The sequence below is a fragment of the Xenorhabdus vietnamensis genome (assembly GCF_002127535.1).
GTDB classification, from domain to species: domain Bacteria; phylum Pseudomonadota; class Gammaproteobacteria; order Enterobacterales; family Enterobacteriaceae; genus Xenorhabdus; species Xenorhabdus vietnamensis.
Genome location: NZ_MUBJ01000084.1, coordinates 1 through 1,372, shown reverse-complemented (window position 1 = coordinate 1,372; position 1,372 = coordinate 1). Strand labels below are relative to the sequence as shown.

Annotated in this window: 1 protein-coding gene; it reads left to right on the top strand. The window is 45.3% G+C overall.

What is annotated here, in order from left to right; genetic code table 11:
• Positions 1–81 precede the first annotated feature (81 nt).
• Entirely contained in the window at positions 82–1,098 is a 1,017-nt protein-coding gene (locus Xvie_RS20250) for an IS110 family RNA-guided transposase (RefSeq protein ID WP_086110880.1), read from the top strand.
• The last annotated feature ends 274 nt before the right edge of the window (positions 1,099–1,372 follow it).

Here is a 1,372-nt window from a genome sequence, read left to right as displayed (position 1 = left end):
GGCTGATGTTATGAACTCCCGCTCCTCACGGAGTAAGATGGGAATTCATCAATAAAATCCAGCCAGTTTTGGGAGGAGATTATGCCTAATCTCATCATCGGTCTTGATATTGCTAAAAATATTTTTCAAGTTTATGGGACCAACCACCGTGGCGTAGCCACTATTAAACGGAAGTTACGTCGAAATAGTGTGCTGAAGTTTTTTGCGACTTTAGATCCTGCACTGATTGGGATTGAAGCCTGCCATAGTGCACATTATTGGGCACGGGAATTGACAAAGTTGGGGCACACGGTTCATTTGTTGCCAACCCAATACGTTAAACCTTTTGTTGTCGGCGGAAAAAATGATGCCAATGATGCTGCTGCGATCGGTATGGCAGTCACAAGACGGGATATTCACTGTGTGCCCATAAAAAGTGCTGAGCAGCAATCATTACAGTCATTGCACCGAATACGGGAAGGGGCTATTCAGGAAAGAACGGCTAAATCAAATCAGATACGTAGTCTGTTTTCAGAAGAAGGCATTATATTTCCGACCGGGCTGTCTTCGCTAAAAAAAGGTCTCCTTGAGCTTATAGAAGACGGAGAGTCAGTGATAACCCCTATCTTGAGAAAGCTGGGTATGATGTATCTTGAACAATTATCCTGTTTACAGGCGTGGATCGGTGAGCTTAACGAAATGATTGACAGGTATTTCAAAGAGAACGATGCCTGTCAACGGTTAGCCACCATTCCCGGTATTGGACCGGTGATCGCCACAGCCATTGTCAGTCGCGTTGGCGATCCTCGTCTGTTTAAAAATGGCCGGCACTTTGCTGCCTGGCTAGGATTAACCCCCAGACAATATTCCAGTGGTGGAAAAACCCGACTCGCTGGCATAACGAAACGGGGTGATGGTTATATCCGTAAGTTGTTGGTTCAGGGCGCCAGAGCCGTGATTTACCATATAAACCGAAGACATGATAACTATGGTGAGTGGATAAAAAAACTGATACAGCGCCGTCCGGTAAATATTGTGGCTATCGCGCTGGCAAATAAGATCGCCAGAATATCGTGGGTGATATTAACGGGTGAAGAAACGTTCAGAGTGACACCGTAATCACAGAGGAATGAAATTTATTTTAGCTGTATTGATCTTGCTAATTGCGCAGGAAAAGTGAGATGGAAGATCGGTCAAACCGACACCGGCAAAACCTGATATATCCGACGACCAGGAATGAATAAAGGTCTGAAGGCCGATAAGGAGCAGGTGTGCACATATCCATCATGGCTCAGCAGAAAATAACCTGCAAACACAGAAGCCGAATGTACGAACGCAGTTATGACCGTCATTCAACGAACTTATCTTGCACATAAGCGGGAGTTCATGTACG

What these genes read in the sequence shown, in the direction of transcription:
- Xvie_RS20250 (WP_086110880.1), top strand. Translation starts at nt 82, where the DNA reads ATGCCTAATCTCATCATCGGTCTTGATATTGCTAAAAATATTTTTCAA.